Source organism: Vibrio sp. OY15 (assembly GCF_000742455.1).
Lineage (GTDB): Bacteria > Pseudomonadota > Gammaproteobacteria > Enterobacterales > Vibrionaceae > Vibrio > Vibrio alginolyticus.
In genome coordinates this window covers 48,235-73,353 of record NZ_JPIL01000022.1, presented here as the reverse complement: position 1 = coordinate 73,353, position 25,119 = coordinate 48,235, and the positions used below count along the sequence as shown (strand labels likewise).

The window sequence follows — 25,119 nt, the reverse complement described above, 5'->3', positions numbered from 1 at the left end:
AATCTAACAAAAGAAAAACAAAACTTTTTTGTCGTCATGATTTTAATTAGTTGTTAATCTGGTTTTATATTAACCAGGAGATGGTTTATGGATGTAAAAGTCTTTCGAACATTTTTAGAGCTGGCAAGAGTTCGTCACTTCGGACGTGCTGCTGAGAACCTTTATATTACCCAAGCCGCTGTGAGCGCACGTATCAAACAATTGGAAAGTTACTTCGATACGCAATTGTTTATTCGTGATCGAAATAACATAAAGTTGACCTCTGCAGGTGAGCGCTTAATCAGCTATGCCGAGGTAATGGTCACTACATTGCAACAAGCGAAGCTAGAATTATCGCTTGAAGATGGCAAAGCGCTGCAACTAACGTTAGGTGGCACGCCAAACATTTGGGACGCTTATTTACAGAATTGTTTAAGTGTCGTCACAGATTCGTTTGGTGGTTATGGCTTCATGGCAGAAGTGATGGGACGTGAGATGCTCAGTCGTAGCTTGCTAGAGCGCACGTTAGATATGGCATTTGCGTTCGATCAGATCAAAGCTGATGAGCTTAACTGTAAAAAAGTGGCGGATGTTGTTCTCGTTCTGGTATCAACTGAGAAAGATTCTTTAGACACCGTTTTCGAAAACAAATATGTGTACGTTGACTGGGGGACGCGTTTCTCCTCAGAGCATTCTGAGCGTCACCCTAAGATTCCGGCTCCATATTTACGCACTTCAACAGCGCGTATCGCATTGGACTTTATTTTAGAGAAGGGTGGAGCCGCGTACTTACCAATCTCTCTCGTGGAGCCATTTATCGCTAATGGGCAGCTTCACAAGGTGTCTGGAGTAGAAGATTGGTGTCGCCCTATCTATTTGAGCTATCGTAAAGCTAGCTCGTCTGTAGACGCGATTAAGCAAGTGGAAGAAATTGTCAAAGAGATCGATCCACTGACCGCTTACAGTTTTCAGCAAATTGGTTCTGGCACTTCCGACGAATAGCGTTGAATGAAAAGTCAGAAAAACGAAAAAGCCGCCTTGAGAAATCAAGGCGGCTTTGTTTTTATCTCGATGAATCGATAGTTATGGTAAGTCAAACAACAGGGCTGTTGTGCTTTCGTTTGATGTATTGCGCAAAACAACCTTACTCTGGTGTTCAATCTTCGCGCCGTCGCCAGCCGTCAAAGTGGTATTGTCGACACTAAGGCTCCCAGTCACTTGATGGATGAATAGATTTCGGCCCGACTCAATCTCAAAGTTTAGTTCGCTACTTGGCTCAAGAATTAACTGATGCAAAGTCGCATCTTGCTTAATAAGTAGCGTGCCGTTTTCTCCAGTTGGAGTTGCTATAGTCGTTAACCCAGGATTGCGACCAAAATCTTTTTGCTGATAACCTGGTTTGGTTCCAAATGTGTTCGGTTGAATCCAAATCTGTAGAAACCGCAGCGTATCTTGGTTCGATGCATTGTACTCACTGTGGTAAATCCCTTTCCCTGCCGACATGAGTTGGAATTCACCTGCAGGTAGTGTTTTGACGTTACCTTCACTGTCTTTGTGTGCGATAACACCTTCCAACACATAGCTGATGATCTCCATATCACGGTGGCCATGTGTATCAAAACCCGCGCCAGGCTTGACTACATCGTCATTAATGACTCTCAGCTCGGAAAAGCCCATATGTTGAGGATCGTAGTAGCTACCAAAAGAAAACGTATGTTTGCTATCAAGCCAGCCAAAGTTTGCTCGACCTCGGTCTGCTGCATGTCTTACCGTAATCATAAGGCCTCCTTAAGAGAGCTTTTTGTTTAAAAAGTTATCTAACGCTGCTTTACCTGCGCCAGAGAACGCCAGAGAAACGCTCGCTGCCAGTAATGCCAAGCCAAACTCGTAACCGTTGTTTGCCATGAACAGGCCATTCTCAAAGTGGACAGAGAATATCGCTACCACCATCGTGAACGCCAAAGCAACCGCTGCTGGTCGAGTTAGCAGACCAAGTAAAATGAACAAGCCGCCAAAGAACTCTGCGCTGCCCGCAAGTAACGCCATGAGTACGCCAGGACCTAAACCGATAGATGCCATCCACTGACCTGTGCCTTCTAGGCCGTAGCCACCAAACCAGCCAAATAGTTTTTGTGCGCCGTGCGCCATAAAGATAATGCCGATTGGAACGCGAAGTGATAGTGCGCTGTAACCTGCGTTTGATGTGGTAATTTTCTGTAATAGTGCTTTCATGATTCTGTCCTCTGACTCTTTTCAATGAGTGGGAAGCGTGTGCTCCCGTGCTGTTGAGAACAGTTTAGGTAGAGGCGAACATAAAAATAACGGGAGGATTTTGATAAACTCGTTCTAAAAAATTGAATGATTGGTTTTTATTTATTTAAATCAATTTCTTGGTTTTTACATTCGGGTGTTTATTTGCCGATTATTGTCTGTTTTAAATCAAGGTCTGTCATTATTTTCGATAAACATTTTTGCTGTTAAACAAAAAAAAAGAGCACATGTACTGTGCTCTATTGCTTTCGCTTTTAACAAGGGAGAAAGGTGTGTTAAAGAAAACCGTCAGAGGTTCATTAAGCTCTCTAATGACTCCTCTACATTGTTGTAGTGATAAGTTCGAATATTACGTCCATCCGTCGCATTAATCTGAATTTCTGAGATCTCGTTATCTGAGTCTCGTTCGATAATTCCAATAGAATGATCTACGGATTTACTGGTAATAACCTTTTGGTTTCTTAATACAATTACGCAAGTATGTAAGTCCATGCCAATTCCCTTTAGCCGACGTTGTTGTGATGTTCTGGATCTAACTTTAGTGTACAAAAGCGCTAATGCCAATAAATCTCAATATTGAGTTCCGAAAATGGCTAATTATGGGCGCTTAAGCAAGCTACAATAACACTATATTGAACGATGCCTATGAACAATAAATGACAAAAGGCATGAGCAAGGAAAGCACTATGTTTATTCACCCCCATACCTCACTGACCTTTGAGCAGTGTCACAAGGCGCGAGTCGCGCGAGACAGTCGTTTTGATGGGCGATTTTATGTGGCGGTAAAAACAACGGGAATCTTTTGTCGTCCGATTTGCCCGGCAAATTTGCCTAAAGAAGAAAATGTTGAGTATTTCGCTGATAAGACGCAAGCCCTTCAAGCAGGGTACCGTCCGTGTTTACGCTGTCGACCTGATAGCGCTCCTGGATCTTGGGCATGGAAAGGTGTCGAGACGACCTTTCAACGAGCGATTTCGTTAATTGATAGAGGGGAGTTGCATCACCATTCGGTGTCTGAGTTGGCTGAGCGTGTTGGGATTTCTGACCGTTACTTACGTATGTTATTTGAGCAGTATCTAGGAATGTCACCCAAGCAGTATGCGCAATATCAGCAACTAATGTTCGCCAAACAGTTGCTTCACTCCAGCTCTATGTCGGTCACCGACGTGGGGTTTGCGTCAGGTTTTAACAGTACGCGCCGCTTTAACGATGCTTTTCAAAAGTTTCTCAAACTAACGCCTTCTCAAGTACGCCGTAAAGAGTTTGATGGTGCGGGTTGCAATCGAATTGCCTTACCTTATCGAGGTGAGTTGAATTGGTCGCACATGTTGGACTTCTATCGTTTGCGAGCGGTTGAGGGGGTTGAGCTGGTGAGGGATGAGAGTTATCAGCGCAACGTTTTTTTGGATAACAGCAAAGCCTGGTTTAAAGCGACAAAAGGTGAAGGATACTTAGAACTGGCGTTTGAAATTGAAGACGTAACGAAGCTGCAAAACTTGGTGTCTGACATTCGTCGTATGTTCGATCTTGACGCTGATATTTGTACTGTTGAGCAGCATTTGGAGTATGTCGCGCCTGGGCTCGTGTCGAGTAAAGGTATTCGTATTCCAGGTGTATGGAATGCATGGGAAGCAGGGGTTAGAGCTATTTTAGGCCAGCAAGTGTCGGTTAAAGCTGCGATTGGTCAACTTAACTTATTGGTGGCCACACTTAGTGGTGAGTCAGAAAAACGTTTTTTCCCGACTCCCTGTGATATTGCGAACGCCGACGTGAGCTTTTTGCGCATGCCGCAAAGCCGTAAAGAGACGCTAGTGCGCTTCGCCCAGTTTATGCAGGACAACTCAGAAGCTGACCCCCAGCAGTGGCTAGCTTTGAAAGGCATTGGACCTTGGACCGTCAGTTATGCTCAACTGCGAGGGCAATCTCAACCCGATTGCTTTCTAGATAAAGACTTAGTGGTGAAAAAGGCGATGCAGCGTTACCCATCACTGAATACGCACACTGCGACCCCTTGGGGAAGCTACGCGACGTTTCACTTATGGAATCAATCATGAAAACATTTTATACCGAAATGCCGAGTCCACTAGGAACGGTGACTATCCAATCGAACGCTGAGGGCTTACTTGGCATTTGGTTTGAAACATGCACCACTAAGCCGAGTGAGCTGGGGGTGCGAGACGAGCAGCATCCGGTCTTGCGCCAAGCTGTCACCCAACTGGATGAATACTTTGCTGGTCTGCGCAACGAATTCGACTTGCCCCTTGCAGCGACAGGCACTGATTTTCAAAATCAAGTTTGGCAGGCACTAACGACCATTCCATATGGGGAAACGTGGAGCTATCAAGATCTCGCGAATGCGATAGGTAACCCTAAAGCTGTGCGTGCTGTTGGGTTAGCAAACGGGAAGAATCCGATTTCTATCGTGGTACCTTGTCATCGCGTTATTGGCAAAAGCGGAAAACTGACTGGGTATGCAGGTGGAGTGGAGCGCAAGCAACGTTTGCTCGCGCTGGAGCAAGGTACACCGCTTTAAGTGAGGCGATTCTCGTATTGGGATTAAGCGTGCTACACAGGGGTAACGATAGTGTAGAGTTTCATAATCGTTATACGAATAGAAGAAGGACAATAAGGACATGCCTTTCAAAACGGATTTTGATGCCTTCATGAGTGAGTGTTGGCAGCATCACGAGGAAAATCCCGAACAAGTTTATGCTAAGCTAGAAACGGCTCTGAGCGAGGTGGAAGACGTTACCCAAATCGAGCGAATATTCGCATTGATGCTGCATACCGCTATTGGGCATCTCCAGTGCCCAGAACAGTTTCTTACTTGTTTAGAGCACTTTGATGAACGCAAGGTTGCCGAGAGTTTGGCATTTCAACGCAGTATTGCCGTTGCGCGCTATTTCGTAGATGGCACTGACAATATGGAATTATTGGAAGAGCAAGAACAACGCCGAGTTTACGCTTTGATTTCGAATGAACTTTCTGCACTTGTTCAGCTTGAACTGGCGAGTCAATGGTTGGTGAAGGCAGCGTTAGGAATGACGCCGAACGATGCAGAAGGGCCATTAGCGCGCGCTATCGCGATCACTGCGAACAACTTAGCATGTCAGTACGAAGCGCTGGCTGAGCGCACGTGCATGGAAAAATCGAAGATGCTAGAAGCAGCGACACTCGCGCTAGACTATTGGAAAGTGGCAGGGGGTTGGATGCAAGAAGAGCGCGCAGAGTATCGCTTAGCGATGAGCTTGCTTAAAGCAGATAAACCGCAAGAAGCCAAAGTGCATGCTGAGCGCTGTGAGGTTATTTGTCAGCAAAATGGTAGCGACGCGTTTGAGCTGTTCCACGCACATGACTTGTTGATGCAAGTACACTTCCATCTTAGTCAGAAATATAAAGCTAAATTGGATGAAGAGATGCAGCAGCACTGCAAAACGAGTTCGTTGACGTGATCTTAGCGTTGAATGAAAAAAGCCCCGAGCGACTGGCTGGGGGCTTTAGGGTTGTTGACTATGCAGCGATGATTATGCTGCTTGCGCTTTTGCTTGGTATCGTCCTGGTTTATGGTTCATCGCCAAAATCAAGTTCGTAGCGATGGCACCTAGAACAGATAGAGCGATAAGGTGCACATCTACAATCAACAGTGACATCACCACGATGGCACAATCTAACGCCATTTGAACTTTACCCGCTCGAACTCCAAAACGTTCCTGAAGGTACAACGCTAGAATGTTAAAGCCACCCAAACTCATTTTGTGACGGAAAATTACCAACATACCGATTCCAATCAGCCCACCACCCAAAAGTGCCGCATAGAAAGGTTCGATTCGTGAAATCTCAATCACATGATGCAGATGATCGACCGCAAAAGAGACAATCGAAACCGCAATAAAGGTATTGATAGTGAAGCGCCAACCCATGCGCATCACAGATAAAATATAAAAAGGGAGGTTAAGAGCGAAAAATATCTGACCAAAACTGAAGTCACTCACTTTGGTTAGGAAGATCGCCAAACCAGCCGTACCGCCAGTGAGCAATCCTACTTTGCTAAAAAATATCACCCCAAGTGACACCAACGCACTGCCGAGCGTCAGAGCCAAGAGGTTCTCTCTTAGGCTATGATCTTTGTCCATAAATTAATTTCCTTGGTTTAAAAACCGCGCCGGAGATAACACGTCTCACGGACGCGATAGACAATCGCCAAAATAGCAACTAACAAATCGGCCAATAAAATGTCGCGAAAAGTGATGGATGTCGAGTTTTTGGACGAGATTATGATGATATTAACCTGTTTAACATAATGTACACAGATAGAAAAACAACAAGGAAAAGTTATGATTAAGAAAGTTGGCAACACCCAAATCAGCACATTACATCGACTGAGTTGTCACTGTGGAAAAGTTGAGCTGGAACTGGCGTTACCCAATGGTATTGAGAAGCCGAGACGGTGTGACTGTTCTATGTGTCGACGTCGTGGCGCGATTGTCGCGTCTGTACCTTTGAACGGTATTCGTATTGTGCAAGGCGAAGAAGTCTTGAAGCAGTATCAATTTAATACACACACTGCGAAGCACTTTTTCTGTGGCGAGTGCGGTATTTATACGCACCATCAGCGTCGTTCTGACCCGAGTGAGTATGGCTATAATGTCGGCTGCTTAGAGGGCGTCAACCCATATGAGTTGGGAGCGATTGAAGTGATGGATGGCGTTAACCATCCATCCGACCGTTAGGTTACATTGCAAGTTAAGTGACTAATTCTAGGTGTTTTTAAGTAAATAAACCGCTATTCATCCACAAGTGTACCGCAATACTGGCGGCATAACCCAAGGCGATGACGGGAGCCCACTTTAGGTGGCCAAAGAAGGTGTATTGTCCACGCGCGGCTCCCATTAAAGCGACGCCTGCCGCGGAGCCAATGGAAAGCAAACTGCCCCCGACACCTGCGGTTAATGTGACGAGTAGCCAGTTGCCCATCGACATGCTTGGTTCCATGGTCAGTACAGCAAACATAACCGGAATGTTATCGACAATTGCAGATAGGACACCAACCATTACGTTTGCCCAGACTGGGTTCCATTGCGTGTACATGACGTTTGAAACCAGTTCGAGGTAGCCAAGTAAACTTAAACCGCCTACACACATCACAACACCGTAGAAGAACAACAAGGTGTCCCATTCGGCTCGAGACACACGATGAAACACATCAAACGGAACCACTGAGCCTAAGCGCTTCAATGCCTGATCATCGCCATTGGCAATTGCCATAGCTGCTTTTTTTGCGAGTGAGTGTTTAAGAGTTTGACGCAAAAAATATCCGAAAAACTGTAAGTAGGCCAAGCCCATCATCATGCCCATAACGGGTGGGAAGTGCAGCAAGGCGTGGAAAGAGACTGCGGTGGCAATCGTCAGAATGAACAACGCGACAATACGCCTTGCCCCGCGTTTTAGCTCAACGTGTTGGTGAATCGTATTCGGTTTTGTGTTTGGAACAAAAAGTGACATCAAAAATGCGGGAACCAAGTAGTTCACCAATGACGGTACAAACAACGGAATGAACTCAGCAAAGCTGACATGACCGGCCTGCCACACCATCAGGGTTGTAATATCACCAAATGGGCTGAATGCACCGCCAGCGTTGGCTGCGATAACAATGTTGATACAAGCAAGATTGACGAACTTAGGATTATCACCAGAGACTTTCATCACTACAGCGCACATCAAAAGGGCCGTAGTTAAGTTATCGGCAATCGGTGAAATGACAAAAGCGAGAAACCCCGTCAGCCAGAACAACTTTTTGAATCCAAAACCTTTACCAACCATCCACGCCTGTAAGGCATCGAAGAGTTTGCGTTCTTCCATTGCGTTGATGTAAGTCATCGCCACGAGCAAAAACAGCAGCAACTCGGCATATTCCAACAAGTTGTGTTCTAGTGCGGATTTGGCGATTTCAGGCTGGTTGTGTTGAGCAAAGGTGTAGCCAATCAGAATCCAAATTAATCCTGCAGCGAGCAGCACTGGCTTGGATTTTCTCATTTTCAGATACTCTTCCAACATAACCAGTATGTAAGCGATCGAAAAGATAATCAGAGCCGCGTAACCGACACCAGAATTAACAAGATTCAGTTCATTGGTTGATGCAGCAAAGGTGGCGCTAGAGAACAACAAACAGCAGAAAGCCACAATTGGATAGATTGGCATAGACATTTCTCCTTTGTCTGGTTGGAGAAATATTAGCCACAAATGAATGAGTTAGTTGTGAGAGAGCTCGAATTAACAGTAGGAGTTAGGAAATGATAGTGTGCGCCACTATTTTCTGAGTGACGCAATGCTTGCTGCGCCGAATAAAACCGCAGCGGCATATAAACCGTAAGTTAACCAGTGACTAATCTCTAAAAAAGGAACGAGTCCTTGACCTGCCCACATACAGCCTCCGTTTAATGAGCAATGTTGTAATAGTCGAGCCAATTTAAAGGAAATGAACAATGTTTTTTGTGAGTGAAAGCAAATTCTGAAGGATTAGAAAGTCAAAAATTGGTCAGTGAGAGAGAAATCTCATTTTTAACTGGCTAGCTCTAACCCTTTTGAGTTAAAGCTAGCTATATCTAGAGCTGAATGCATTTAGCGTAGGAGCCATTTTTTCAACGGTGAAGTGTCAATTGCTTTCACAAGCAGTATGGTTGCAACAATCGTTGCAGGATAAATAAACACATCTTTCGCGAGGTGTTGCAGCCCGATAAATCCAGCGACATTCATCATGACAATTATGATAAGCAGATGGCTAACATATATCCCTAACACGCTAGGAGATAGTTTGAAGACCCAAGGCATGTCGCCAAAATGAGGGTGAGCCAAAAGCCACATAAAGACACCTACAGCCCAGATAACGGTACCGAATAGGAAGTCGTGCGAGTTGAAAGCGATGTCATGTTGCATCAGCCAGTAAGCTTCACCAAAATGCAGTGCCATGCCAAGAATAATGCATCGAACCGTATTGTTTCGCGACCACCGCCACTGCGCTTCTCGTGCGGAATAACCTAGAGCAACTAGCAACGTGCTGAAAAAAGGCCCGTTACGAGTAAAGAAAGGCGCTGGCAGGTCGGTAATGGTCGCGTAACTGCCAGCAAAGACCCCGTATATGTATAGCAATACTGCGGTTGGCAGTATCAGTTGCACCATATTGATATGCACGAGAAAGGCAATTAACGCTACGGCAATGACCAGAGCCGGAATAAACCACAGATGAACGAGTCCGCCTTCGATGAGTGAATTGATCGGGGTTGACATTAAGTACCCCCAATAACCTTGCCTTTCGGCGAGATACCCAGCCTCAGCGACCGTCTGCCATTGGAATGGCATCAGTAAACTGATCATGCTCCAAATGAGCCAAACCTTCATTAACGGTTTGGCGTAGTTCTTAAGAGTATCGATAGGTGAATGACTCAACTTCGGCTGGATTAGATAACCCGAGATGAGAAAGAATAGCGGAACAGCAAAACGAGCCAGTTGGTTGAGCATATAGCCAACCCATGGTATCCCATCCCACTGCCAGTACGTCAGTGCCATCTGGCAATGCAAACCCACAATCGCAAGCATTGCAATGATACGTGCAAACTCTAAGCTGGCTATTTTTTGTTTCTTTGCCATTACATTGTTTACCTAAATAAAAAACTTAGGTGAAAATAGCAGGTTGTTACTGAAGTAATACGTGAAAAAGTCAACAGACTTGCGCTTACATTGAAGCTGTTTTGAAAATTAAGACTTACTTCAAACTTCTTAATTATTAACCTATTAACGCAATCAATACCTGATTCGTGAGTCGAAAATAGCACTGAATAATGGTTAGACCAGTTAACTCGAGATTGCAAAAAAGAACGATCGTGCTAAAAATAAGACTATGCAAAAAGGAAAAGTGACAAAAGAGTTTATTCTGCAGCGGGCTTTCGAGATCGCCAGCGAAGACGGATTAGAAAGTCTTACGATTGGAGAGTTAGCCAAGCAATGCGGTATGTCGAAAAGTGGTCTGTTTGCCCACTTTAATTCGAAGTTGAATTTACAGCTATCGGTGCTTGATCACGCCAATAAAGTGTTCGCTGATCGGGTTATTGAGCCTGCTCGAGAACTCGGGGATGGCAATATCGAGCGTAAAATTCGAGGGTTGCTCGACTCTTGGATGACTTGGAATCACGCATTCCAAGGAAGTTGTATGTTTCTTGACGCTTGGAATGATACGGCAGATAAAGATTGCCCGCTTCAGGCCGGACTGCGTAAATCCATAGACACTTGGCTGAGTTATTTGGAGATCCAAATAGCGAAAGGCAAAGAGAAGCAAGAATTTGCAGCAGACTTAGATACACGCCAAGCAACGTTTGATTTGTACGGTCTCTATTTGAGTGCGCATGTTTTTTACTCAATTAAAGGTGAGCAAGAAAGCTTGCGTCTGTTTTGGCAAGGGATCGACAACTTATTTTCTCGCTGGAAAGGCTAATATCGGTTATTCGCTTCCCAGATTCGTAGACATAAAATCACAAAGAGCGGCTGACTTCGCTCTTTCTTATCAGTATAAAAAGCACGACCGTTCTATTTTGTGCAAAGCTGATAGTTAAGGACATGATTATGAGTGAAAAAATTTACTTTAATACATCGCAACGTTTCAGTATTAAGCGCAGTTTGGTGAACATTAGTACTCGGTTACACCATACACTGGCCCCGTCACATGCAAAGAAGACCGCGCGCAAGCTTCTTCTGACACCTGCTCGTACGCAACCTAAAAATATTGAACCTCAAGGGCTTATCAAAGGTGAAATTAAAGGGCATGCAGGCATCATCAAAACCTATACTTTGGGCTCTGGACCTATTTGGGTGCTAACTCATGGTTGGTCTGGAACGGCAAGTCAGTTTTATCCACTGATGGAACATATTGCGTCGAAAGGGTTTACTGCTTTGGCGTACGATCATCCGGCACATGGTGAGAGTGAGGGGCAGTATGGGCACATTCCGGGGTTTGTCAGAGGATTAGAAGATGTGTTGGATACGGTCGAGGATATTGTTGGCCTAGTTGGGCACAGCATGGGCACCGCTTCTGCTCTTGAGTGTAGGCACAGTAAATTAGAAAACAAGCCTTTGCTGCTTATTGCTCCGGTATTAAATTACGTAGAGAACTTATTCGGTAGCATTGCACGTTCCGGTTACTCGATGAAGCTTTTTAATGCTGTGGTTTCAGAAGTTGAAGACCAATTTGGTTATCCGTTACAGTCCATTGATCCGATGAAGCGTTTGTCTGAGCGTCCGTCTCACACCATTATTATTCATGATGAGCAAGACAAGTTCACCAAATACAGTGTCTCGGCAAAAGCGGCTGAAGAGATTAAAAACGTTGAGTTAGTGACAACACAAGGTCAGGGGCATGGTCGAGTGATGAAGTGTGAGCAAGTCTTCAGTAGTTTTGACCGTTTGCTCGATAGTGCTTGGTAACCCTTACTTTTACTGATTGACTCGCTCCGTTTTGCGCTAATTCGATTTGAAAGTAACACCTCAGATTTTTTCGTCTCTGGTGTTGCTCTTCTCGTTAAGAGGTTAAATCCAAAAAGGACAGCCGAAGCTGTCCTTTGTTTATTTAGCAGAAAGTCTGCAAGGCTGAAATTAGTTACAGTTAGCTACGCCAACTTCTTTCCAAACGCCCCATTCGCCAGATTGGCTAGGATCGTCACCCTGAGTCCACCATTTCGCTTCCCACGTTTTACCTGCGTGAGTCACTTGGTTACCACCTGTGTACACTGCGCTCGCATCCCATGCGTTGTCACAAGTACCAGGGTTCGGATCGGTTGCGTGCTGTGCAACAACCACTGTCGCGCTTGCCGATGAAGACGCTTTACCGTCGCTCACACTTACAGTGAAGCTTAAGCTTGTGTCTTGCGGGTATTCCGCAGCAGTGAACGTGACTTTAGAGCCTTCAACCGTTGCATTCAGACCTTGAGGTAGAGTCCAGTTGAATGTCAGGGTATCGTTGTCTGCATCGCTAGACGCAGATGCATCTACAACCACAACGTCACCAGCGTTTGCTGTTGCTGGAGCAACAACTTGCGCTACTGGCGCGTTGTTCACTGGGTCAACCACACCTGCTGGCTTCACAGTTACTACAACAAGGTCAGATGCCGTTGCACCTTCATTGTCAGACACCGTCAGCTTGAAAGTTAATTGCTCTTCAACAGTAACTTCTGCTGCATCAAAGCTTGCTTTCGCTGAGTTTGCACCTGTTAGTACCACTGCCGTGCCAGATACTTGTTCCCAAGCGTAGCTTGCGATGGTGCCGTCAGAGTCGTTTGACAGGCTGCCATCTAGAACCACACTTGCAGGACCTGTTACCGATTGATCTGCGCCAGCGGCTGCGGTTGGTTTACGGTTTGGTTGAGGTACCACACCACCAGCCATACCTTCGTGCATCGCGTTTAAAATGTCGCCGTTATCCGCGTCAATTTCCCAAGAGAATAGACCAGCAAGACCAAGAGACTTCGCGTAGCTACCTTTTGCTAGCACTGAACGGTGGTCATCAAATGTGATCAACTCGCCCGTAGTACGGTTCCATACCCATGGTGCTTCTGCTTGTGCATCGTAGCCGTATTCGAAGCCGTTAATGCCAGTGTTGTTTGCACCTAACATGAATGACTTAATGCCTTTGTAGTCAATTACGCCATCTTCCCAAACACCTTGTGCTGTGCTGCCCTTCAGTTTACCTGTAGCAGTACCTGTCATTGGGTCGTTTGGATCTGTGAGTGTATCTGGAGTTACGCCTTCCCAGCCACGACCGTACATTGCTGTACCAAGTACTAGCTTGTTCGCAGGAACGCCTTGAGCAAGAAGAAGTTGGATGCCGTTATCTGCTGTGTAAGCAGGACCTTTGTACGGTTCGCCGTTCTCATCAACGCCACTACCGTCACACTGACCAGGACGCATGAATGAACCACAGTAAAGCGCAGTCTGGTGACCAGGAACGTTGTTCCAGCCGCCGTAGAAGTCGTAAGTCATTGCGAAGATGTAATCCATGTACTGAACCGCATCTGCGTAGTCTACGTCTTCAATCTTGTCGTAACCGACACCGATAGCGGACGTTAGCTCGTAAGTACGGCCTGTCTCAGCTTCTAATTCATCAAGCATTACGCGCAGTTCACGCATCAGTGCGATGTATGCTGGGCCATCGTTTACAGGGTCGCCCTTATCGGCTGCTGCACCGCCGCCGCCAGGGAATTCCCAGTCGATATCAACACCATCGTAGAATTTCCAAGTTTTCAGGAACTTCTTAACTGATGCGACGAATGTGTCTCGGTTTTTCTTGTCCACGAAATCGAAGAATGGGTCAGACAGTGTCCAACCACCGATCGATGGGATGATTTTTAGATCAGGGTTACGTTGTTTCAATGCCATTAGCATTGCGTAGTTACCCTTGATAGGCGTGCTGTATTCATGACCAGCTTGTGGGAAGCTCTTCTGATAAGCAGCCCAAGGGTCATGGATAACGACTTCATAATCAGGCACACCTGTACAAGCAGTTTGTAGCGCGTTGAAACTGTTGCCGCCAACAGACTTCACAGACTCATTTGGGCCACAAATTGGGATAAAACCGTAAAGGATGTGAGTCAAGTTGTCGACCGGCATATTATCGACTGTGTAGTCACGGCCATAGATGCCCCATTCAACAAAATACGTACCCATCACGACGCTTGGATCGGTATTGTAGGTTTTGTTGTTTGGATCAACATTCATCGTTAGTGGCTTCAGGTGAGAACCATCGGTATCTGCAATTGTGATTTCAGCTGGTGCGCTTTTCGCACAACCTGTCGCATCACATGCTTCGATTTCCATTTGGTATAAGCCACCTTGGCCGTATTCAAACGAAGCTGTTGTTTGGCTACCAGTGATAGGGCCGCTTGCTACTTTTACACCATCAAAATAGACGTTGTAAGTGTCACCAGGTGTGCCACTCCACTGGTTAAATTTAACAGTGATCTTCGCTTGCTCATGGTATTTCACCATGTCGTAGTAGCCTGACGTGGTTTCCATCGCGAGTTCAATTTTAGAAAACTGAAGGTTGTTGGAACCGTACATATCGATACTTGGTGCGGTTGGAGCCGCAACTGCAGCACCTGATAGCGCTAAAGCAACTCCAGCTGCACATAGGTTAAATCGAATCATAACTTCTCTCTCAATCCTTGGATTCATGTTCTACCTAGAACATAGGCTGCTCTTGCACCAGATAAGATGATTGGATTTACTCCACGTGCAAAAGCATCACACTCAGCATTTCAGAGAGTTTTTTTTCGTCAAAAAAAATTAAGACGGTTTTCGAGGCACTTGAGAGAACTTAACTAAAACTCGCACTCTGTTACACAGAAAGTGTCAGACTGAGTCAATAATTTATAAAATCTCAGCAGAAACTAAAATTATTGTTTACTCAGTAACGAGTTAGTTAAATGCGATGAAGGCCTTATTTTGTTGTTTATTAAGGTTTTGTTTCATTGATATAGAAAGAGAATTGAAAGGAAAAATAGCCGTGAAGACGTACTAGTCACGGCTGAAGTGTTCACTCAACGCGGCACGACGTTTAGAGGCTGCGCCGGTTTCTGAGCCCTGAACGGTATGCTCAAATCCTTTACGAATGAATCGCTGATCTGGAATAAGAGGTTCAATACGGCGTATTTGAGGTGAAAGATGAGAGCCTGAGATCTGATACGCTGTCTTTCCTAATCCGGTATTCAACGTGATGACCTTGCCATCGAATTCAAATTCCGTCGTAATGAGTCGATGGTTTCGGTATACCCCATCTTCAGTGAAAACGAGACGTTCTGTTTGGTAGGGTGGCGCGCCAATCTCAATCCATTCGCCGTACACCTTTTCCGGATCAATGTGGTCTTGATAGGAAAGGTGGATTTGATAGCCAAAAAACGTCAACAGACCCATCCCGAAGCAGACAAATGTACTCTTGAGGATTTTGGATTGGTGGCGAGCCAAAAATGAAAGTTTTGGTTCTTGTCGTGCTTTTCGCCTTCGGCGAGTCGAGTCCGTCATAGATCTAATTTTCTCCACTTTTTTAACATGGTGGAAACCTTCCTTTTTAAAAACAAACAATCCCGCCATTGAGACGACGAAACTATGATCTAATGTCCACTTTTACATTCAGATACACATCTTATTGATGGTTTTGTTGTTTGCTCACATTCATTACTTCGCAGGTTTTCTTGCTCGGTTTAGGTCGCCTGATTAATCCTCGCGAAAAAAGGTTCTCGCTCAGTAGCAAAGGATGTGCGTTATTACGTTGAGTTTAATGGCTTTCAAAGCTTGAGTAACGGAAAGAAACAAGGTAAAAAAGAGCGGACTTTTGATAAGGAAACCAATAATGAATATTAAGGAAAATAGCTATTTTGCTGGTAGTGTAAAATCACTAGGCTTTAACCAGAAAGATCAGGATGTTAGCGTTGGTGTGATGCTTCCTGGTGAGTACACGTTTGGTACTCAAGCACCAGAGCGTATGACGGTTGTAAAAGGTGCGCTTGTGGTCAAGCGTGTTGGCGAGAGCGATTGGACGACTTATCAAAGTGGTGAGTTTTTTGAAGTGGAAGGTAATTCTTCATTTGAGCTTCAAGTGAAAGAAGCGACTGCGTATTTATGTGAGTACTTCTAGCGTTCATTTGTTGCTCGTCATAAAACCACCTTCGGGTGGTTTTTTCGTCTATGTGCTTCACTTATAACGCATCTTTTTGGTTATTTGGGTATATACTTAATAAAAATGTACCCATCGACCAGGGAGGAAGTGATGGCAGTACAACGCAAGCATTCTGATCTCCCTCCTCGTTACGAGGATAAAGATCTCACCAATGAGCAAAGACAGCGCTTTACCGAAGTTGCCAACGCCGCTCATAAGAGACGTGAATTTTATCGACGTGCTCTAGGAAAGAGCTTAATGGGCAAAATGAAGGGCCGTGCGTTTAAAGATCACCCCACTCGTCAGCAAGGCAAGCCGAACAGAACGTTGCAAGTAGTGTGGTTAATCGTATTTCTCGTTGTGGGGCTTTGGGTGATGCATGTGTTCGCTTAGTCATTAGCAAGCTTCTGGTACCGCTGGTGCATCAGATGTTGACTGTTCTTCCGTATTGCAGTGCTCATAAAAGGCGTACTGGTTTTTACCAGTATGTTTAGCTGCGTACATTGCTTTATCTGCACATCGAGTCAATTCAGACAAATCCTTTGCATCTTGCTTATAGATAGCAGCACCTACACTCATTGTTAACTCGTTAATCATATCGTAGCTTCGGTAACCTGTCGGAAACAGATGCACGATCCGTTTTAGGATGCTGTCGAGGTCACCTTTACTTTTTACATCGTAAAGCATGATTACAAATTCATCGCCCGCAAATCGAGCGATGGAGTAGTCGTGTTTATCGGTTTTTCTGTCTTTGTTGCGAATGTTATTTTTTAATCGAGTTGCGAAGGCTTGAAGTACTTGGTCACCAATATCGTGCCCGTAGGTGTCGTTGATGTGCTTGAAGTTATCGATATCGAGAAAAACCAATGCGGTGATGCTGTCATCAGATGAGTGCTTGATTTCATCGAGCTTTGCGCGCGCCCAAGTCTCAAAGCTCCAGCGATTGGCAAGCCCAGTGAGCTGGTCAAAATATGCTAACTCCTCAATCCCCTCACGATACAGTGTTTGAATGTAATTGAGGACTTTCGTGTAGTAATACGAGAACGTGTGACACACAAACGCGGTCGCTATCAGGGTCAGCATCAATCTCCGCTCTATGATTTCTGTGGCTGTTGGCAGTCGATCTAAAAAAGCGACCCCAAAAAAGATCAGTAAAATGTAGGTGCCACTGAACAACAGACCGACCTTAAACTCATTAATTAACACCAGAGTGGCGACAATAGGATATAGCCATAACATTTTGCCTGACGGAGCGTCGTTATACAGAAGTAACAATAACCCTTCGAACATTAAGACAGCACTTAGCCATAAGTCGGCGTATTGATGGTGCCGCTGGACTTTTATTACATAACTGATTGCTAAGCATGCCAAGGCACACAAAGCATGGAAAAAGCTTAAACCCCAGTTATTCTCAAGTGATTGAGCAATGGAACCATAAGTTAAACAGGCAGCGGCGATACTGGAGCATAAAAAGACAATTTTCTTTTTTCTTGTTGAGCGGATGTCCGCCATTTCTTCTAAGCGCGCCCCAGCCAATGTCGACATTATGTATCCTTGCTTAATTAACGTGTACGCTTATTCTAGGCGGTATTTTCGCGATAAATAGAACAACAAAGTTTCCAAATGTGATATCAGTCATTTTTAGTGCAAAGCCATCAGTGTGATTTGGTGCGAGTGTTCAAAGAGGAATGGTGGCGCATGCAGGTTTTCATGACGGTTCTTCATGGCTCTATATGGTTGGACTGATAACTCAAAGTAATGTATCTAGTTAGACACATTTCTATTGATTATCCTGATTCTGTTCGGTGCTCGTTGATTGAGAGTATTGTTCACCAATCTCTGCTCTACGTATCGTCAAGGCATATGTCGTTTCGAAAATGCATTAGAAATATTTTTCCGAAACAGGGCGAAATATTGTTGTCGTTATGACCAATATGCGACTAGAATCCGCGCTAAATCACAACCTCATATCGAGCTTCGTTCGAGTCACTATTTTTAAACTGCTTCACAAAATTGTGAGGCAGTTTTTAGTTGTAGGAAAGGTTACAAGCATGCCTAAAAGCCAAAACATCAACCAACGAATGTCCATCGTGGCATTAGCTTGGCCAATTCTTGTCGAAATTTTGCTACGGACGGCTTTAGGAACCAGTGACGTGTTCATGCTGAGTGGCTACTCAGACAAAGCCGTATCCGCTGTTGGTGTGATCACGCAGATTACCTTCTTTTTAATCATCGTTTCGACGTTTGTCAGTAGCGGTACGGGGATTTTGATTGCCCAATACAATGGCGCTGGACGCGAGCAAGAGTCAGTGAGCGTTGGTGTTGCGAGTATTGCGTTGTCTGTGCTCGTCGGTGTGCTATTGAGTGTGATTGCCGTGCTTGGTGCGATATATCTACTCCCGTATTACGGCTTGGAAGCGCAAGTCGAGCAGTACGCTCATGAATATCTGCTGATAAGCGGTGCGATGACGTTTAACGTTACGATTGGCGTTGTTTTTACAACTATTCTGCGTAGTCATGGTTATTCACGTTCCCCAATGGTGGTGAATTTGATCTCGGGTGTGTTCAACATCATTGGTAACTATATTGCGCTTTACCAGCCATTCGGTTTACCTGTGTATGGTGTGCAAGGCGTGGCAATAGCAACCGTCGTCAGCCAAGTCATCGGTACGTTAATGTTATGGTTTATTCTCGCTCGCAGTAGCATTGAACTACCAATGTCGACTATGAAACAAGTACCGGCAGAGATTTACAAAAAAATCTTAAAAATCGGCGGTATGAACGCGGGTGAAGTGCTGTCTTACAACGTGGCGCAAATCTGCATTGTGTACTTTGTGGTGCAAATGGGGACGGCATCATTAGCGGCTTTCACTTATGCGCAAAACATTGCCCGTTTCTCGTTTGCTTTCGCGCTGGCAATTGGTCAGGCTGCGCAAATTCAGACCGGTTACTACATCGGTAAAGGTTGGGTGAGTAGCATTTTAAAACGCGTACAAATCTACTTCTTAGTGGGGTTTGTGGCATCAACGGCGGCAACCACACTGATTTACCTGTTTAGAGAAGAGATTCTACGCGTGTTTACCGATCAACCGGAAATACTCGCATTGGCAAGCTCGTTAGTCATGGGCTCAATTTTGCTCGAAGCCGGACGTGTGTTTAACCTGATTTTTATCGCGGGGCTCAAAGGCGCGGGTGACATCAAGTTCCCAGTGCAAATGGGGATTTTGAGTATGTGGGGATTAGGCGTGCTTTTCTCTTACATCTTTGGCATCCACTTGGGTTATGGCGTTTTAGGGGCTTGGATGGCAATCGCACTCGATGAATGGGTACGTGGTATCATCATGGCAAGACGTTGGCGCTCTCAGGTGTGGACCAAGTTTAAGGTGAGCTAACGGTTTTCGGTATTGCGCATCACGCTTATTCTGTTGTTAGAAAACAAAAAAGGCACTGTTAGTCAGTGCCTTTTTGTTATTTAAAATCGGGAAGACGTTAGAATTCGCACTCAGCTTTGAACACCATGCGCTCTTTGCTGTATGGATGATCCAGCTCTAGCATCTCAGCATGCAGGTGCAAGCGATTCGCTTTTTCGCCGTATAAACCATCACCAACCATCGGCATGTTTAACCCCATGTGATGAGCACTGTGTACACGTAGTTGGTGAGTTCTCCCTGTTTTCGGATACATGTATACCTTGCTGCGTCCATCTTTGACTTCAATCAGTTGCCAGTAGGTTTCTGCATGTTTCCCGTGTTCAAAACACACCAGTTGACGTGGGCGGTCGTCGGGGTCACCACGCATTGGCAGTGAAATTTCCCCTTCAGGCTCGTTTAATACGCCTTCGAGCAGTGCCATATAACGTTTTTTTACGTCGCGAGCCATAAACTGTTTCTGCAGACTTTTGTTCGCGCGCTTGGTTAAGGCAAACACTAAGATGCCAGAGGTCGCCATGTCGAGGCGATGAATCACAAACGGCCCTTCCACATCAGGGTACATCGCTTGTAGGCGCGTATAAGCAGAGTCCTTGATAGTTTTACCAGGCACTGAAAGTAAGCCCGAGGGCTTGTTGACGACGACCATAGCGTCGTCTTGGTAGATTATCTCTAGTTCTTTGTCTTCTGCCCAATTCTCCGCCAATGGATTAGGTTCGACATCCAGCCCTTGCATCATATGGCCCAAAATCGGCTGACATTTGCTGTTGCACGATGGGTAGAATTTTTTGTGTTGGCGAACTTCAGACTTTGGCGACACACCCCACCAAAATTCTGCCAGCGCCAGCGGTTTGAATCCGTGTTTAAACGCGTATTGAAGCAGTTTTGGCGCAGCACATTCCCCCGCACCTGCTGGTGGAACTGGGTTTGTGGTGTCCGCAAAAATGTCCACCAAGTCGCGTGTTTTGCCATGGTTGTTTAGGAAGCGGTATTGTTTATGCAATTTGTGCTGCAAAGCGTTGGAGAGCGTTTTGCGCTGTTCTTTCAGATGAGCAAGTTGCTGCTCTAACTCAGCCAAGCGCGCTTCTTTGATTGCAAGCTTTTCATCCCACGCTTGCTTTAAGTATTTGAGAACATTTTTCTCGGCGACACTTTGCTTACCCAACTCATCCAACAAGATTTTGAGATCATCGGCATTGAGCGTTTGCTCGCCCTGTTGGCGCTGTCGTTTGCGTGCGGCGCGGCCGTCAATCATCACTTGGCGCTGTGTTTGCTCCTCTTGCTGATAAGCGGCTCGGTCGGCTTGGATTTGCGCTTTAAGATCCGCCAATTCCGGATTCGCAGCACAGGTTTTGTACTCCGCATTGGCGGCGTTGATGGCATCCGTTTCTGCGCGGAAGAATCCTTCATCGGTCAGCATGTCGTACACAGGAGGGACAAATCCTGGAATCAAGTTTTGGTCAGCAATTTTGCCAGAAAATGCACTTAAAAAGCCGAGCTCGCCTTGAGGGCTTTTTACCAGCAATACGCCAAACATTTTGCCTCGCCCCGTTTCTTCATTAACCAAACCAAAATCGTGTTCGAAGTCGGTTTGCGCTAATAAATGCTGTTCCAATTGCTTTGCGGCTATAACGCAAAGAGGATGCGGCGTGTAGTAGAACGGAAACGTAAACTGCGTTGGCAATTCATAGCCAGAAATATCAGCAGTAAAACGAGTAAAATAATGTTCAGGCGAGTGCATGGTGGGTATCCGCGAGAGTAAAAAATCGAGCGAGGATTGTACCTGTTTGAGTCAGGATTGCCATGTCGGTGTTGGCACTCGCTCTTGGATTAAGAACAAGAGCGAGTGGGGAAGAGCTTATTGCAGTTTTTGTAATGCAAGCTTCCACTGTGCCGGTTTGTCGTAGTAGGTCGAGTGCGGCAAGGTCAAGTACTCGCCATTTACTTCTGCAATCATGGTTGGATAACCACCAACGTGTAACTGGCGCATCAACTGTCGGCTAGAGTGAATTCTCTCGTTTAGCTCGGCTTCGCTTAACGTCATGTTTTGCTCCCACGCATCACTTGCTAAACCTAGCGATTCTGCAATGGCTTTGAGTGTCGATGCTTCATTCACTTTTAACCCGAGTTGATAATGCGCAGATTGGATGGTCTTTAGCATGTGCCATGGATTCAGCCCCATTTTCTCCGCACTCAAGATCGCTTGTGTGGGTAGATAAGAATCAAGAACAAACGCATCTTCGCTTTTCACGCGTTGTAGATATGCTTCACCAAACGTTGCTCCGGTTTCGGTTGCGATACGAGCGTCACTGTTGATGATGTGCTGACGAAATTCAGGCTCAATTGCGCGCTTCTCAATCATGCCGCCGGGATGAAGCTCCACCTTAAATTGAGAGGTGTCCATCAAGGCTTCGATGAGTGGTGATGCCCCGTAGCACCAACCACACATGGGATCGAAGAAGTAATGCACGGTTACCATGACATTTCACCAGTATGCACTTTTGCACCGATTTCTAGCGCGATTGGCAATTGAGCTTCTGGGTATTTCGCTGACATGGTGTCAATGAGTTGAGCGCTGTTATTGCTGTGTTTTTTCGCTTGCTGAAAATCCTGCAAGTATTGTTGCGAGTAGCGAATGGTGTCTGCGTTCAGCTTTGTGCCTGCTTTCATGTGACCAGGAATGACCACTTGAGGTTTAAGCGCAAGCATCTCGCTAAGTTGCTGCTCCCAAGCATTGATGGCGGTTTGGTCTGCGGCATCTGCCATCCACAAATGTACGTTTGAGTACACGGCTACGTTACCTAGAATCGCTTTGTTATCTGGAATCCATAGGTAAGGGCGGTGTGCTGATGTGCCATGGTTACCACGGATTTCAATCTTATGACCTTCTAGCTCTAATGATGCTTTATCGTACGCGACAGGGATCACTGGTTTTACCGGTGCGTTTGCGCCAAGCTTTGGTCCCCAGTACGCCAGCTTTCCAGCCAATTTCTCTTTAATAATTTTTTGAACCGCAGGCGTTGTGATGATCTGCGCATCAGGGAACTGTTGGTGTAAGGCCTCTGCGCCAAAGTAGTAATCTGGGTCCGCTTGACTGATAAAAATGGTTTTAAGTGTTTTGCCTGAGTCCAGAACTTTAGCGGCAATGCGCATCGCGTCAGCTTTGGTGAATCCAGTGTCGATAACCATGGCGTCAGTCTCACCGTATACCAAGGTTGAGTTTACGTGGAAGCTGTTACCGTCGGCGTTGTAAACCTCAAGAGTAAGGGGAGAGTGGTTTGCCGCTAGGACAGGGTTTGCCATTAAAACGGATGCAGCAATCAAAGTGAATTTTTTCATAATAAGCTCCTAAAGAATTTGGGGCCAAGCGACGATGGCTTGGGAACGGGAGCTATATTAGGAAATTGATACGCTCGGAAAAATACACAATAATGTGCATCACTATTTCTTATTTCGAGCAAATGTATGGACAGAGTAACGGCAGCAAAAGTGTTTGTGGATGTGGTGTATTCTGGCAGTTTTACCGCGACCGCAGAGCGGTTAGACATGTCTCGGCCAATGGTAACTCGTTATGTAGAGGCGATGGAGAACTGGCTGCAAACTCGTTTGTTACACCGCACCACGCGCAAGGTGTCCCTCACCACCGCAGGGGAGCGCAGCTTGCCTCAGATTGAGCGCTGGTTAAAACAGGCCGATACATTAACGTCGAACATTGCCGTTGATGGTGAGCTGTCCGGAAAAATCCGTCTTGCGTCTAGTACTTCATTTGGATTCTCACAGTTGATCCCCGTAGTAAACAGTTTTATGCAAAAGCACCCCAAAGTGTATATCGACATAGATCTGCAAGATTCAGTGAGTGATCTAACCGAACAACGCATCGATCTGGCGATCCGAATTGCGTCAGATCCCGATCCTTCTTTGATTGGTAAGCCGATTGCGGTGTGCGAATCGGTGTTGGTAGCATCACCGCAATATTTACAAACTCACCACGCGATCGCGCATCCGCGAGATTTATCTTCACACGACTGTTTGGGATACAAAAACTTTGAGCGTCACGTGTGGCATTTGTCTCAGGGCGACCAGTTCGAATCGGTGGGAATTGAGTGTCGCCTAACCAGCAATGAGGCCACGGCGTTATTGCATGGCGCTTTACAAGGCATGGGTATTTCGATGTTGCCAACTTATTTGAGCAATATCTATCTCAAATCGGGTCAGCTTGAGTCGGTGTTGCCGGATTGGAAGCCAAATGATCTCAACATTTACGCGCTGTATTCATCACGTAAACACTTGTCTCCTGCGGTGAGAGCTTTCATCGATCACAGTGAAGATTACTTTAAACAGCACCCTTGGTGAATGCGAAAAGCGTCGTCATCCCGACTTGAGATTCATACAAGATCCTGTACCTTACATGGATATATTTTCGCAGCATCATTTAGAGTTTTCGTTAATGTCACAAGTTTGCATCAAATTTATTGCTTCCGATATGGATGGCACATTGCTTGACCAGTACGGTCGTTTGGATCCAGAGTTTTTCGATCTGTTTTTGCAACTGGAAGAGCAAGGCATTTTGTTCTCCGCTGCGTCTGGTCGTCAGTATTACAGCCTACGAGACACGTTCGCGCCAATCAAAGATAGAGTGTTGTATGTGGCCGAAAATGGCACCTTGGTGATGTACCAAGACAAAGAGCTCTACAGTTGCGCCATTCCTAAAGCGGAAGTGGCGGAGATTGTGAAAGCGGCTCGTGAAATTGATGGAGCGAACATCGTATTGTGTGGCAAGCGCTCGGCGTACATCGAAACGCATGATCAGCAATCACTGGAAGAGTTTCAAAAGTACTACCATCGCTGTGAAACGGTGACGGATTTGCTTGAGGTCGAAGACGAGTTCATCAAGGTAGCGATTTGTCACTTTGACGGTTCGGAAGAGCTCCTGTTCCCGACCATGAACGCGAAGTTTGGTGCAACGCATAAAGTTGTAGTGAGCGCAAAAATTTGGCTGGATGTGATGAATGCCGAGGCATCTAAAGGCGCGGCCATTAAGCATCTTCAAGATACAATGAATTTTACTCCGGCCGAAACCATGACGTTTGGTGATTACCTCAACGACCTCGAAATGCTGCAAGTCAGTGAGCATTCGTACGCGGTTGCCAATGCGCATGAAGAGATTAAGAAAATCGCTCGTTATTCTGCGCCAAGCAACCAAGAGGCTGGGGTACTCAAAGTGATTAAAGAGAAAGTGTTAGCGAAGTAACGCCCTCCTTTCGATGTTACTTTCTTGTTAACGTAAAAAGCCCCGCAGTACATGCGGGGCTTTGTTTTTTTGTGTGTGATGGGAGGGGGGAGTAATGTTCCCGTTTTTTAGCGCACGTAGTTGGCAGTTGCGCTGACTAAAAAGTGCTGCAACTTTCCATCCGATTTTGGTACCCACAAGTCGTTGTGGTATTGGTAGATACGGCCATTGACGGTCACAGACAAGGTGTTATCACCCGTTTGTTCCATGCGAATAAACTGATCCGAAGTGACCAAAAACGGCTCTTGTTCTTCAATGCTCTGACCCGTTGCCAATACGAAGTAACCGAATCGGTTACCAGCATCCGGATCGGTTGAGTAGATTCGATGGCCAACGAGGCTGTAGTCGTCGTTGAGTGCCTGCTCAAGCGTTTTTTGCCCGATGGTTTCGTGCGATGGAATAAATACCCAAGCCAACACACCTGCCGCAATGACTGCCAGTAGAAGCAGTACTTGCAT

25 protein-coding genes are annotated in these 25,119 nt (G+C 45.8%); 12 read left to right on the top strand and 13 right to left on the bottom strand.

Features of this window, described 5'->3' with window-relative positions; translation table 11 throughout:
* The first annotated feature begins 87 nt into the window (after positions 1-87).
* The gene (locus tag IJ23_RS20570; protein WP_005374436.1) at positions 88-981 is read left to right on the top strand and encodes a LysR family transcriptional regulator; all 894 of its coding nucleotides are present in this window, start codon (positions 88-90) and stop codon (positions 979-981) included.
* 81 nt (positions 982-1,062) lie between these two features.
* Here the strand turns inward: IJ23_RS20570 and IJ23_RS20565 are convergent, their stop codons facing one another.
* The 3 genes from IJ23_RS20565 to IJ23_RS20555 all read right to left on the bottom strand — a co-directional run bounded on the left by IJ23_RS20565 (position 1,063) and on the right by IJ23_RS20555 (position 2,742).
* Positions 1,063-1,758 carry a pirin family protein gene (locus tag IJ23_RS20565; RefSeq protein ID WP_005383228.1) on the bottom strand — a complete coding sequence of 232 codons (696 nt, stop codon included), beginning with the start codon at positions 1,756-1,758 and terminating at the stop codon, positions 1,063-1,065.
* A 9-nt stretch (positions 1,759-1,767) separates the two neighbouring features.
* Positions 1,768-2,211: a DoxX family protein gene (locus IJ23_RS20560; protein ID WP_005374434.1), complete on the bottom strand. Its 444-nt coding sequence runs from the start codon at positions 2,209-2,211 to the stop codon at positions 1,768-1,770.
* Positions 2,212-2,538: 327 nt separating this feature from the next.
* The gene (locus IJ23_RS20555; protein ID WP_017633816.1) at positions 2,539-2,742 is read right to left on the bottom strand and encodes a hypothetical protein; all 204 of its coding nucleotides are present in this window, start codon (positions 2,740-2,742) and stop codon (positions 2,539-2,541) included.
* Positions 2,743-2,936: 194 nt separating this feature from the next.
* Between IJ23_RS20555 and IJ23_RS20550 the strand changes: the two genes are divergently transcribed.
* From IJ23_RS20550 to IJ23_RS20540, 3 genes are all read left to right on the top strand, one after another.
* Positions 2,937-4,304, top strand: coding sequence for an AlkA N-terminal domain-containing protein (locus tag IJ23_RS20550; RefSeq protein WP_033907222.1), 1,368 nt, complete (start codon positions 2,937-2,939; stop codon positions 4,302-4,304).
* A complete protein-coding gene (locus IJ23_RS20545) occupies positions 4,301-4,783 on the top strand; it encodes a methylated-DNA--[protein]-cysteine S-methyltransferase (protein WP_005374431.1) in 483 nt (160 codons plus the stop codon). The genes IJ23_RS20550 and IJ23_RS20545 overlap by 4 nt, the downstream gene beginning before the upstream one ends.
* 100 nt (positions 4,784-4,883) lie before the next feature.
* A complete protein-coding gene (locus IJ23_RS20540) occupies positions 4,884-5,702 on the top strand; it encodes a hypothetical protein (RefSeq protein ID WP_033907221.1) in 819 nt (272 codons plus the stop codon).
* 72 nt (positions 5,703-5,774) lie between these two features.
* On the opposite strand, the gene IJ23_RS20535 is transcribed toward IJ23_RS20540, so the two are convergent.
* Positions 5,775-6,383, bottom strand: coding sequence for a YitT family protein (locus tag IJ23_RS20535; protein WP_033907220.1), 609 nt, complete (start codon positions 6,381-6,383; stop codon positions 5,775-5,777).
* A gap of 201 nt (positions 6,384-6,584) precedes the next feature.
* Here IJ23_RS20535 and IJ23_RS20530 point away from each other — a divergent pair, with 201 nt between their 5' ends.
* Positions 6,585-6,980 (top strand): GFA family protein, encoded by a 396-nt coding sequence (locus IJ23_RS20530; RefSeq protein ID WP_033907219.1) that lies wholly within the window; start codon positions 6,585-6,587, stop codon positions 6,978-6,980.
* Between the two features lie 37 nt (positions 6,981-7,017).
* Here the strand turns inward: IJ23_RS20530 and nhaD are convergent, their stop codons facing one another.
* Together nhaD and IJ23_RS20515 are read right to left on the bottom strand one after the other, a co-directional pair.
* Complete coding sequence (gene nhaD / locus IJ23_RS20525; protein WP_017633821.1) at positions 7,018-8,448, bottom strand: sodium:proton antiporter NhaD; 1,431 nt, start codon at positions 8,446-8,448, stop codon at positions 7,018-7,020.
* Positions 8,449-8,868: 420 nt separating this feature from the next.
* Positions 8,869-9,894: an acyltransferase gene (locus IJ23_RS20515; protein WP_033907218.1), complete on the bottom strand. Its 1,026-nt coding sequence runs from the start codon at positions 9,892-9,894 to the stop codon at positions 8,869-8,871.
* Between the two features lie 250 nt (positions 9,895-10,144).
* Here IJ23_RS20515 and IJ23_RS20510 point away from each other — a divergent pair, with 250 nt between their 5' ends.
* Both IJ23_RS20510 and IJ23_RS20505 read left to right on the top strand, forming a co-directional pair.
* A complete protein-coding gene (locus tag IJ23_RS20510; RefSeq protein WP_005374416.1) occupies positions 10,145-10,735 on the top strand; it encodes a TetR/AcrR family transcriptional regulator in 591 nt (196 codons plus the stop codon).
* Between the two features lie 128 nt (positions 10,736-10,863).
* Positions 10,864-11,721: an alpha/beta hydrolase gene (locus IJ23_RS20505; protein WP_017633823.1), complete on the top strand. Its 858-nt coding sequence runs from the start codon at positions 10,864-10,866 to the stop codon at positions 11,719-11,721.
* A 168-nt stretch (positions 11,722-11,889) separates the two neighbouring features.
* Here IJ23_RS20505 and IJ23_RS20500 read toward each other — a convergent pair whose 3' ends face one another.
* Positions 11,890-14,436 (bottom strand): glycosyl hydrolase family 18 protein, encoded by a 2,547-nt coding sequence (locus IJ23_RS20500; protein WP_033907217.1) that lies wholly within the window; start codon positions 14,434-14,436, stop codon positions 11,890-11,892.
* Positions 14,437-14,805: 369 nt separating this feature from the next.
* On the bottom strand, positions 14,806-15,309 hold the full coding sequence (locus IJ23_RS20495) for a DUF2850 domain-containing protein (protein ID WP_005374408.1): 504 nt from the start codon (positions 15,307-15,309) through the stop codon (positions 14,806-14,808).
* A 328-nt stretch (positions 15,310-15,637) separates the two neighbouring features.
* Between IJ23_RS20495 and ppnP the strand changes: the two genes are divergently transcribed.
* Positions 15,638-15,922, top strand: coding sequence for a pyrimidine/purine nucleoside phosphorylase (gene ppnP, locus IJ23_RS20490; RefSeq protein WP_005383244.1), 285 nt, complete (start codon positions 15,638-15,640; stop codon positions 15,920-15,922).
* A 132-nt stretch (positions 15,923-16,054) separates the two neighbouring features.
* A complete protein-coding gene (locus IJ23_RS20485; RefSeq protein ID WP_033907216.1) occupies positions 16,055-16,336 on the top strand; it encodes a hypothetical protein in 282 nt (93 codons plus the stop codon).
* Between the two features lie 3 nt (positions 16,337-16,339).
* Here the strand turns inward: IJ23_RS20485 and IJ23_RS20480 are convergent, their stop codons facing one another.
* On the bottom strand, positions 16,340-17,488 hold the full coding sequence (locus tag IJ23_RS20480) for a GGDEF domain-containing protein (RefSeq protein WP_033907215.1): 1,149 nt from the start codon (positions 17,486-17,488) through the stop codon (positions 16,340-16,342).
* Between the two features lie 506 nt (positions 17,489-17,994).
* Here IJ23_RS20480 and IJ23_RS20475 point away from each other — a divergent pair.
* A complete protein-coding gene (locus IJ23_RS20475; RefSeq protein WP_017633826.1) occupies positions 17,995-19,335 on the top strand; it encodes an MATE family efflux transporter in 1,341 nt (446 codons plus the stop codon).
* Positions 19,336-19,432: 97 nt separating this feature from the next.
* Here the strand turns inward: IJ23_RS20475 and IJ23_RS20470 are convergent, their stop codons facing one another.
* The 3 genes from IJ23_RS20470 to IJ23_RS20460 all read right to left on the bottom strand — a co-directional run bounded on the left by IJ23_RS20470 (position 19,433) and on the right by IJ23_RS20460 (position 22,710).
* Entirely contained in the window at positions 19,433-21,112 is a 1,680-nt protein-coding gene (locus IJ23_RS20470) for an RluA family pseudouridine synthase (RefSeq protein WP_033907214.1), read from the bottom strand.
* Between the two features lie 117 nt (positions 21,113-21,229).
* Complete coding sequence (locus tag IJ23_RS20465) at positions 21,230-21,850, bottom strand: DsbA family protein (protein ID WP_033907213.1); 621 nt, start codon at positions 21,848-21,850, stop codon at positions 21,230-21,232.
* Positions 21,844-22,710 (bottom strand): MBL fold metallo-hydrolase, encoded by an 867-nt coding sequence (locus IJ23_RS20460; RefSeq protein WP_033907212.1) that lies wholly within the window; start codon positions 22,708-22,710, stop codon positions 21,844-21,846. The genes IJ23_RS20465 and IJ23_RS20460 overlap by 7 nt, the downstream gene beginning before the upstream one ends.
* Positions 22,711-22,836: 126 nt before the next feature.
* Between IJ23_RS20460 and IJ23_RS20455 the strand changes: the two genes are divergently transcribed.
* Both IJ23_RS20455 and IJ23_RS20450 read left to right on the top strand, forming a co-directional pair.
* A complete protein-coding gene (locus IJ23_RS20455) occupies positions 22,837-23,724 on the top strand; it encodes a LysR family transcriptional regulator (RefSeq protein ID WP_017633830.1) in 888 nt (295 codons plus the stop codon).
* 94 nt (positions 23,725-23,818) lie between these two features.
* A complete protein-coding gene (locus tag IJ23_RS20450) occupies positions 23,819-24,622 on the top strand; it encodes a Cof-type HAD-IIB family hydrolase (RefSeq protein WP_033907211.1) in 804 nt (267 codons plus the stop codon).
* A 107-nt stretch (positions 24,623-24,729) separates the two neighbouring features.
* On the opposite strand, the gene IJ23_RS20445 is transcribed toward IJ23_RS20450, so the two are convergent.
* Positions 24,730-25,119: a hypothetical protein gene (locus IJ23_RS20445; RefSeq protein ID WP_005464976.1), complete on the bottom strand. Its 390-nt coding sequence runs from the start codon at positions 25,117-25,119 to the stop codon at positions 24,730-24,732.

What these genes read in the sequence shown, in the direction of transcription:
- IJ23_RS20550 (WP_033907222.1), top strand. Translation starts at nt 2,937, where the DNA reads ATGTTTATTCACCCCCATACCTCACTGACCTTTGAGCAGTGTCACAAG.
- IJ23_RS20555 (WP_017633816.1), bottom strand. Translation starts at nt 2,742, where the DNA reads ATGGACTTACATACTTGCGTAATTGTATTAAGAAACCAAAAGGTTATT.
- IJ23_RS20535 (WP_033907220.1), bottom strand. Translation starts at nt 6,383, where the DNA reads ATGGACAAAGATCATAGCCTAAGAGAGAACCTCTTGGCTCTGACGCTC.
- IJ23_RS20500 (WP_033907217.1), bottom strand. Translation starts at nt 14,436, where the DNA reads ATGATTCGATTTAACCTATGTGCAGCTGGAGTTGCTTTAGCGCTATCA.
- IJ23_RS20475 (WP_017633826.1), top strand. Translation starts at nt 17,995, where the DNA reads ATGCCTAAAAGCCAAAACATCAACCAACGAATGTCCATCGTGGCATTA.
- IJ23_RS20465 (WP_033907213.1), bottom strand. Translation starts at nt 21,850, where the DNA reads ATGGTAACCGTGCATTACTTCTTCGATCCCATGTGTGGTTGGTGCTAC.
- IJ23_RS20470 (WP_033907214.1), bottom strand. Translation starts at nt 21,112, where the DNA reads ATGCACTCGCCTGAACATTATTTTACTCGTTTTACTGCTGATATTTCT.
- IJ23_RS20450 (WP_033907211.1), top strand. Translation starts at nt 23,819, where the DNA reads ATGTCACAAGTTTGCATCAAATTTATTGCTTCCGATATGGATGGCACA.
- IJ23_RS20565 (WP_005383228.1), bottom strand. Translation starts at nt 1,758, where the DNA reads ATGATTACGGTAAGACATGCAGCAGACCGAGGTCGAGCAAACTTTGGC.
- nhaD (WP_017633821.1), bottom strand. Translation starts at nt 8,448, where the DNA reads ATGCCAATCTATCCAATTGTGGCTTTCTGCTGTTTGTTGTTCTCTAGC.
- IJ23_RS20485 (WP_033907216.1), top strand. Translation starts at nt 16,055, where the DNA reads ATGGCAGTACAACGCAAGCATTCTGATCTCCCTCCTCGTTACGAGGAT.
- IJ23_RS20540 (WP_033907221.1), top strand. Translation starts at nt 4,884, where the DNA reads ATGCCTTTCAAAACGGATTTTGATGCCTTCATGAGTGAGTGTTGGCAG.
- IJ23_RS20455 (WP_017633830.1), top strand. Translation starts at nt 22,837, where the DNA reads ATGGACAGAGTAACGGCAGCAAAAGTGTTTGTGGATGTGGTGTATTCT.
- IJ23_RS20445 (WP_005464976.1), bottom strand. Translation starts at nt 25,119, where the DNA reads ATGCAAGTACTGCTTCTACTGGCAGTCATTGCGGCAGGTGTGTTGGCT.
- IJ23_RS20480 (WP_033907215.1), bottom strand. Translation starts at nt 17,488, where the DNA reads ATGTCGACATTGGCTGGGGCGCGCTTAGAAGAAATGGCGGACATCCGC.
- IJ23_RS20545 (WP_005374431.1), top strand. Translation starts at nt 4,301, where the DNA reads ATGAAAACATTTTATACCGAAATGCCGAGTCCACTAGGAACGGTGACT.
- IJ23_RS20505 (WP_017633823.1), top strand. Translation starts at nt 10,864, where the DNA reads ATGAGTGAAAAAATTTACTTTAATACATCGCAACGTTTCAGTATTAAG.
- IJ23_RS20570 (WP_005374436.1), top strand. Translation starts at nt 88, where the DNA reads ATGGATGTAAAAGTCTTTCGAACATTTTTAGAGCTGGCAAGAGTTCGT.
- IJ23_RS20515 (WP_033907218.1), bottom strand. Translation starts at nt 9,894, where the DNA reads ATGGCAAAGAAACAAAAAATAGCCAGCTTAGAGTTTGCACGTATCATT.
- IJ23_RS20530 (WP_033907219.1), top strand. Translation starts at nt 6,585, where the DNA reads ATGATTAAGAAAGTTGGCAACACCCAAATCAGCACATTACATCGACTG.
- IJ23_RS20560 (WP_005374434.1), bottom strand. Translation starts at nt 2,211, where the DNA reads ATGAAAGCACTATTACAGAAAATTACCACATCAAACGCAGGTTACAGC.
- ppnP (WP_005383244.1), top strand. Translation starts at nt 15,638, where the DNA reads ATGAATATTAAGGAAAATAGCTATTTTGCTGGTAGTGTAAAATCACTA.
- IJ23_RS20460 (WP_033907212.1), bottom strand. Translation starts at nt 22,710, where the DNA reads ATGAAAAAATTCACTTTGATTGCTGCATCCGTTTTAATGGCAAACCCT.
- IJ23_RS20510 (WP_005374416.1), top strand. Translation starts at nt 10,145, where the DNA reads ATGCAAAAAGGAAAAGTGACAAAAGAGTTTATTCTGCAGCGGGCTTTC.
- IJ23_RS20495 (WP_005374408.1), bottom strand. Translation starts at nt 15,309, where the DNA reads ATGACGGACTCGACTCGCCGAAGGCGAAAAGCACGACAAGAACCAAAA.